Origin of the sequence: Enterobacter sp. CM29 (assembly GCF_013179605.1) — a bacterium.
Classification (GTDB): Bacteria; Pseudomonadota; Gammaproteobacteria; order Enterobacterales; family Enterobacteriaceae; genus Enterobacter; species Enterobacter intestinihominis.
This window is the reverse complement of sequence record NZ_JABMCU010000209.1, coordinates 1-7,597: the sequence shown is the minus strand read 5'-3', so window position 1 is coordinate 7,597 and position 7,597 is coordinate 1. Positions and strand designations below refer to the sequence as shown.

Here is a 7,597-nt window from a genome sequence, read left to right as displayed (position 1 = left end):
CCTGGTAAGCCGCGATGTTTAACAAAATTCTGGTGGTGTGTGTGGGGAACATTTGCCGTTCCCCCACGGCTGAAAGGCTGTTGAAAAATTACCAGCCTGCGTTAACGGTCGACTCCGCAGGGCTGGGCGCGCTGGTCGGAAAAGGTGCCGACGAACGTGCCGCAAGCGTCGCCCTTGAGCATAACCTCTCACTCGACGGGCACGTTGCCCGTCAGGTCTCTGGCCGAATGTGCCGGGAATATGACCTGATCCTCGCGATGGAAAAACGCCACATTCACGCGCTGTGCGATATTGCACCGGAGATGCGCGGCAAGGTGATGCTGTTTGGTCACTGGGATGGTGAGCGCGAAATTCCCGATCCGTATCGCAAGAGCCGCGAGGCCTTTGAGGCGGTATACACCTTACTAGACCAGTCTGCCCGCCAGTGGGCGCAGGCATTGAAAGCTCAGCAGGGATAACAATGACAGAAAAAACAAGACCTTCTGCCGCCCCGACGTCGGGCAGTGATGAAATCGATATCGGTCGCCTGGTCGGGACCGTTATTGAAGCGAAATGGTGGGTGCTGGGTATAACCGCCATCTTTGCCGTGGCGGCGATCGTTTATACGCTGTTCGCGACGCCTATTTACAGCGCCGACGCGCTGGTGCAGATCGAACAAAATACCGGAAACTCGCTGGTTCAGGATATCGGCTCTGCGCTGGCCAACAAGCCGCCGGCATCGGAGGCTGAAATTCAGCTGATCCAGTCGCGCCTGGTATTGGGCAAAACGGTTCACGATCTGGGGCTGGATATCGCGGTCACCAAAAACACCTTCCCGGTGTTTGGCGCAGGCTGGGATCGCCTGATGGGGCGCAGTAACGATACGGTAAAAGTGACCGACTTCGTGATTCCAAAAGGGGCTGGGGACCAAACCTTTACCCTGACCGTGCTGGGACCAAAACAGTATCAGCTGACCAGCGACGCAGGCTTCAGCGCGCGCGGCGAAGTGGGGCAGATGCTGACCAAAGATGGCGTGAGCATCAGGGTTGGTGCCATCCAGGCGCACGAGGGCGGTGAGTTTACGGTCACCAAATTCTCGACGCTCGGAATGATCAACAATCTGCAAAACAACCTGACCGTCACCGAAAACGGTAAGGATACCGGCGTCCTGAGCATGACCTTCACCGGTGAAGACAAGGATCAAATCCGCGACATCCTGAACAGCATCACCCGTAACTACCTTGAGCAGAACGTTGAGCGCAAGTCAGCGGAAGCCGCTAAAAGCCTCGCGTTCCTCAGTAAACAGCTGCCGGAGGTGCGCGCCCGTCTGGATGACGCCGAGAACAAGCTGAACGCATACCGTCAGGATAAAGACTCCGTCGACCTGCCGCTGGAGGCGAAATCGGTTCTCGACTCCATGGTCAATATTGATGCGCAGCTAAACGAGCTGACCTTTAAAGAGGCGGAAATTTCCAAGCTCTATACCAAACGTCACCCGGCGTACCGCACGCTGCTCGAGAAACGTCGTACCCTGGAAGAAGAGAAGGCGAAGCTGAATGACCGCGTGACCGCGATGCCGAAGACGCAGCAGGAAATCGTACGCCTGACGCGTGATGTGGAATCCGGCCAGCAGGTTTACATGCAACTGCTGAACAAGCAGCAGGAGCTGAAAATCACCGAAGCCAGTACCGTGGGCGACGTGCGTATCGTTGACCCGGCGATTACCCAGCCGGGCGTGCTGAAGCCGAAGAAAGCGCTGATCATCCTCGGCAGCATTATTCTCGGCCTGATGCTCTCCATCGTTGGCGTGCTGCTGCGCTCGCTGTTCAACCGCGGCATCGAAAGCCCGCAGGTGCTGGAAGAGAACGGGATCAGCGTGTACGCCAGCATCCCGCTTTCGGAGTGGCAGAAGTCCCGTGACAGCGTCAAAACCGTTAAGGGCGTCAAGCGTTACAAACAGAGCCAGCTGCTGGCCGTGGGTAACCCGACCGACCTGGCAATTGAAGCGGTGCGTAGCCTGCGTACCAGCCTCCACTTCGCCATGATGCAGGCCAAAAACAACGTCCTGATGATGACCGGTGTCAGCCCGTCAATTGGTAAGACCTTCGTCTGTGCCAACCTGGCGGCGGTGGTGAGCCAGACCAACAAGCGCGTGCTGCTGATCGACTGCGACATGCGTAAGGGCTACACCCATGAGCTGCTGGGTACCAACAACGTTAACGGCCTGTCGGAAATCCTGCTGGGTAAAGGGGAGATCAGCGAGAGCGCCAAGCCGACCTCGATTCCGAAATTTGACCTGATCCCGCGTGGCCAGGTACCGCCGAACCCGTCTGAACTGCTGATGAGCGAGCGCTTCACGCAGCTGATCGAGTGGGCAAGCAAAAACTATGACCTGGTGCTGATCGATACCCCACCAATTCTGGCGGTCACCGACGCCGCCGTGGTAGGGCGTCATGCGGGCACCACGCTGATGGTTGCACGCTATGCGGTGAACACCCTGAAGGAAGTGGAAACCAGCCTGAGCCGCTTTGAGCAGAACGGTATTGAGGTGAAAGGGGTCATTCTGAACTCCATCTTCCGCCGTGCGACGGGTTATCAGGATTACGGCTACTACGAGTACGAATACAAGTCTGACTCTAAATAACAAAACACACCCCACACCCCTCACCCTAACCCTCTCCCCTGAGGGGAGAGGGGACTGCCTGGTGCGGTCTTTCACCCTCTCCCCTCCGGGGAGAGGGTCGGGGTGAGGGGCAGGAGGAATAAATGAGCACACAACGCCCTTTGATTTCTATCTATATGCCGACATGGAATCGTCAGCAGCTGGCGATCCGCGCGATTAAATCGGTCCTGCGTCAGGATTACGATAACTGGGAACTGATTATCGTGGATGACTGTTCCTCCTCTTACGAACAGCTGCAAAAGTTTGTCGAAGACCTGAACGACCCGCGCGTGGTCTACACGCACAACGCCATCAACTCCGGGGCGTGCGCGGTGCGCAATCAGGCGATTATGCAGGCGAAAGGGCAGTATCTGACCGGTATCGACGATGATGACGAATGGACACCAAACCGTCTGTCGATCTTCCTGTCGCACAAAGCGCAGCTGGTGACCCACGCGTTTCTGTATGCCAACGACTATGTCTGTCAGGGCGAGGTCTATTCGCAGCCGGCCAGCCTGCCGCTGTATCCGAAATCACCGTATTCCCGACGCCTGTTCTACAAGCGCAACATTATCGGCAACCAGGTGTTTACCTGGGCCTGGCGCTTTAAGGAGTGCCTGTTCGATACCGAGCTGAAGGCCGCGCAGGATTACGACATCTTCCTGCGGATGGTGGTGGAGTACGGCGAGCCGTGGAAGGTGGAAGAGGCCACGCAGATCCTGCACATCAACCACGGGGAGATGCAGATCACCTCGTCACCGAAAAAATTCTCGGGCTACTTCCATTTTTACCGCAAGCACAAGGACAAGTTTGACCGTGCCAGTCGGAAGTATCAGCTCTTTACCCTCTATCAGATCCGCAATAAGCGCATGAACTGGCGCACGCTGCTGACGCTGCTGTCGGTGCGTAACGGCAAGCGTCTGGCTGACGGGCTTCGGGGGAAATAATGTTTCTGGAAGATTGCCGCGCTAACAGCTGGAGCCTGCGCCCGTGCTGCATGGTTCTGGCCTACCGTATTGCGCACTTTTGCTCGGTGTGGCGCAAAAAAAATGTGCTGAACAATATCTGGGCCGCGCCGGTGCTGGTGCTGTACCGCATCATCACCGAATGCTTTTTTGGCTATGAAATTCAGGCCGCTGCCACCATTGGCCGCCGCTTTACCATTCATCACGGCTATGCGGTCGTCATCAACAAGTTCGTCGTCGCGGGTGATGATTTCACCATTCGCCACGGGGTGACAATCGGCAACCGTGGGCCAGACAGCCTGGCCTGCCCGGTGATTGGCAATAACGTCGAGTTGGGCGCCAACGTGGTGATGATCGGGGAGATTACCGTGGGCAATAACGTGACGGTTGGCGCAGGCAGCGTGGTGCTGGACAGCATTCCGGACAATGCGCTGGTGGTGGGCGAGAAAGCCCGCGTGAAGGTGATTAAATGAACATTCTGCAATTTAACGTACGCCTCGCAGAGGGCGGGGCGGCAGGCGTAGCGCTGGATCTGCACCAGCGCGCGCTGCAAAAAGGATTACAGTCGCGCTTTGTTTACGGTTACGGCAAGGGCGGCAAGAAAAGCGTCAGCCATGATAACTATCCGCAGGTGCTGAAGCAGACGCCACGTCTGACCTCCATCGCCAATATTGCGCTGTTCCGCCTGTTTAACCGCGACCTGTTCGGCAACCTGAATAATCTCTACCGCACCGTCACCCGCACCCGCGGGCCGGTTGTGCTGCACTTCCACGTGCTGCACAGCTACTGGCTGAATCTGGAAGAGGTGGTAGCGTTTTGTGGCAAAGTGAAGGCGCACAAGCCGGACACCCGTTTCGTCTGGACGCTACACGACCACTGGAGCGTGACCGGACGCTGCGCCTTTACCGACGGCTGCGAAGGCTGGAAAGATAACTGCCAGAAATGCCCTACGCTCAGCAACTATCCGCCGGTGAAGGTCGATCGCGCGCATCAGCTGGTTGAGGGCAAGCGTCAGCTGTTCCGCGACATGCTCTCGCTCGGCTGCACCTTTATCTCTCCAAGCCAGCACGTGGCAGATGCTTTTAATAGCCTGTACGGAGCAGGGCGCTGCCAGATTATCAACAACGGTATTGATGTGGCGACGGAAGAGATCCTGGCCGAACTGACGCCCGTAGCCATTACCACGGGCAAGCCGAAAATCGCTGTCGTCGCCCATGACCTGCGCTACGACGGCAAAACCAACCAACAGCTGGTGCGCGACATGATGGCGCTCGGCGACAAAATTGAACTGCATACCTTCGGCAAATTCTCGCCGTTCGAAGGCGCTAACGTGGTGAATCACGGGTTTGAAACCGACAAGCGCAAACTGATGAGCGCGCTCAACGGTATGGACGCGCTGGTGTTCAGCTCCCGCGTGGACAACTACCCGCTGATCCTGTGCGAAGCGCTCTCCATTGGCGTGCCGGTCATTGCCACCCACAGCGACGCGGCGCGCGAAGTGCTGGAGAAATCGGGCGGTAAAACCTTCAGTGAGAACGAGGTGCTGCCGCTGGTGCAGCTGTCGAAGGCCGATATCGCGCAGGCTGTTTTTGGCACGGACCTGGAATCGTTCCGCAACCGCAGCCGTAAAGCGTACAGTGGACAACAGATGCTGGAGGAGTATGTCTCGTTCTATCAGAATCTGTAGTTATCTGCTGCTGCCGCTGATCTACCTGCTGGTCAACGTCAAGATTGCCCAGCTCGGTGAAAGCTTCCCAATCACCATCGTCACCTTCCTGCCGGTTCTGCTGTTGCTGTACGTTGACAAGCTTAACCTCAAAAAGCTGATGATTGCGCTGGGGATCGGGTTTGGTCTGACGGCGTTTAACTACATCTTTGGTCAGTCGCTGGACGCCAGCAAATATGTCACCTCCACCATGCTGTTTGTTTATATCGTTATCATTATTGGCATGGTGTGGAGTATTCGTTTTAAAACTATCTCTCCGCACAATTATAGGAAAATCCTCAGGTTCTTTTATATTGTCGTCGGGCTGATTGTTATGCTTGCGGCATTGGAGATGGCGCAAATTATTCTCACAGGCGGCAGTAGCCTGATGGAAATAATTTCGAAATATCTTATATACAGTAACAGCTATGTACTGAACTTCATTAAGTTTGGTGGCAAGCGTACCACTGCGCTCTATTTTGAACCGGCGTTTTTTGCTCTGGCATTAATCTCAATTTGGCTCAGCATCAAACAGTTCGGTATCAAAACCCCCAAGACCGATGCTATGATTCTTGCAGGAATCGTTCTGTCAGGGTCGTTCTCAGGGGTAATGACGTTTATTCTGTTTTACCTGCTGGAGTGGGCGTTCCAGTACCTGAACAAAGAGGCGATTAAGAAAAAACTGCCGCTGGCGATCATTTCTCTGACGGTATTTTTAGTGGGCGTAATATTCGCATTCCCGTACATTTCTGAACGTCTGGGTGATTTGGGAACGGAAGGTTCGTCGTCCTATTATCGCATCATTGGTCCACTGGTGATGGTGGGTTATTCCTTAACCCATATTGATGGCGTAGTAAGATTCGGCTCACTTTACGAATATGTTGCATCATTCGGAATCTTTAACGGTGCGGATGTCGGTAAAACCATAGACAATGGTCTGTATCTGTTAATTATCTATTTTTCCTGGTTCGCCGTACTGTTGACACTGTGGTATCTGTTTAAAGTTTTCAAAATGATGATTAACGCGTTTGGTGATAACCAGAACTTTCGCGTGCAACTTTATCTGTTCACACCGGTGTCGTTGTTTTTTACCGGGTCAATATTTAGCCCGGAATATGCATTCTTAATTGTATGTCCGTTTATTTTGCGCAAAGCGCTGAATATTACGAGCGTATGACGAAATGAGGTGATTTATGTTTCTTAGCGTCATTACTGTCGCCTTTCGTAACCACGAAGGGGTGGTAAAAACCTGGCGCTCGCTGCGCAACCTGGCGCGCGATCCGAGCCTCACCTTTGAGTGGATCGTGGTCGATGGCGGCTCGAACGACGGCACGGCGGAGTTCCTGGAAAAACTTAACGGTGAGTTCAACTTACGTTACATCAGCGAGAAAGATAAAGGCATTTACGATGCCATGAATAAAGGCATCAACATGGCGCAGGGGCGCTACGCCATCTTCCTCAATTCCGGCGACGTGTTCCATGAAGATGTGGCGCTGTTTGCACGCCAGCTGGCGCGCCAGAAAGAAGATGCCATGTTTATCGGTGATGCGCTGCTTGATTTCGGCGAGGGGAAAAAAGTCCTGCGCGGCGCGAAACCAGGCTGGTATATCTACCACAGCTTGCCGGCAAGCCATCAGGCTATTTTCTTTCCGATGAGCGGCCTGAAAAAGCAGCCTTACGATTTGCAATATAAAGTGTCATCAGATTATGCCCTGGCCGCCAGCCTGTACAAATCTGGCTACCCGTTCCGTCGAATTAAAGGACTGGTATCCGAATTTTCAATGGGCGGCGTGTCAACCTCGAATAATCTGGAATTGTGCCAGGATGCCAAAAACGTGCAGCGTAAAATATTACGCGTGCCGGGGTTCTGGGCGGAATTATCTTATTTCTTACGTCTGAAAACGACGGGTAAAGCGAAAGCCTTATATAACAAAGCCTGAGATATAAGGAAACGTAATGCAGGAATTAAATGGATTCTCCGTGCCGAAAGGTTTTCGGGGCGGGAGCGGTATTAAAGTTCAACTGTGGTGGGCTGTACAGGCAACGTTATTTGCCTGGTCGCCGCAAATACTGTACCGCTGGCGCGCATTTTTACTGCGTCTGTTTGGCGCAAAAATAGGAAAAAACGTAGTCATTCGTCCTTCGGTGAAAATTACTTATCCCTGGAAATTAACGCTTGGGGATTACGCCTGGGTAGGGGATGACGCGGTGTTATATACCCTTGGCGAGATTACGATTGGCGCAAATTCGGTGGTTTCACAGAAGTGTTATTTGTGCACCGGCAGC

The 7,597-nt window shown here is 54.1% G+C and carries 7 protein-coding genes and 1 pseudogene; all 8 read left to right on the top strand.

Translation table 11 applies throughout. The features are described from left to right. Positions 1 to 14 precede the first annotated feature (14 nt). Complete coding sequence (gene wzb, locus HP459_RS19670) at positions 15 to 458, top strand: low molecular weight protein-tyrosine-phosphatase Wzb (protein ID WP_003862078.1); 444 nt, start codon at positions 15 to 17, stop codon at positions 456 to 458. Between the two features lie 2 nt (positions 459 to 460). Then, positions 461 to 2,623: a tyrosine-protein kinase Wzc gene (gene wzc / locus HP459_RS19665; RefSeq protein WP_022648640.1), complete on the top strand. Its 2,163-nt coding sequence runs from the start codon at positions 461 to 463 to the stop codon at positions 2,621 to 2,623. A 122-nt stretch (positions 2,624 to 2,745) separates the two neighbouring features. Next, positions 2,746 to 3,588: a colanic acid biosynthesis glycosyltransferase WcaA gene (gene wcaA, locus HP459_RS19660; RefSeq protein WP_006811246.1), complete on the top strand. Its 843-nt coding sequence runs from the start codon at positions 2,746 to 2,748 to the stop codon at positions 3,586 to 3,588. Beyond that, on the top strand, positions 3,588 to 4,079 hold the full coding sequence (wcaB, locus tag HP459_RS19655; protein ID WP_023300548.1) for a colanic acid biosynthesis acetyltransferase WcaB: 492 nt from the start codon (positions 3,588 to 3,590) through the stop codon (positions 4,077 to 4,079). The genes wcaA and wcaB overlap by 1 nt, the downstream gene beginning before the upstream one ends. Then, on the top strand, positions 4,076 to 5,293 hold the full coding sequence (gene wcaC, locus HP459_RS19650) for a colanic acid biosynthesis glycosyltransferase WcaC (protein ID WP_023300547.1): 1,218 nt from the start codon (positions 4,076 to 4,078) through the stop codon (positions 5,291 to 5,293). The genes wcaB and wcaC overlap by 4 nt, the downstream gene beginning before the upstream one ends. After that, entirely contained in the window at positions 5,268 to 6,488 is a 1,221-nt protein-coding gene (wcaD, locus tag HP459_RS19645; protein ID WP_022648637.1) for a colanic acid polymerase WcaD, read from the top strand. Before wcaC ends, wcaD begins: the two co-directional genes overlap by 26 nt. Before the next feature lie 16 nt (positions 6,489 to 6,504). Further along, positions 6,505 to 7,251: a colanic acid biosynthesis glycosyltransferase WcaE gene (wcaE, locus tag HP459_RS19640; protein ID WP_023300546.1), complete on the top strand. Its 747-nt coding sequence runs from the start codon at positions 6,505 to 6,507 to the stop codon at positions 7,249 to 7,251. A 16-nt stretch (positions 7,252 to 7,267) separates the two neighbouring features. After that, positions 7,268 to 7,597, top strand: a pseudogene (gene wcaF, locus HP459_RS19635) (colanic acid biosynthesis acetyltransferase WcaF); the annotation flags it as partial.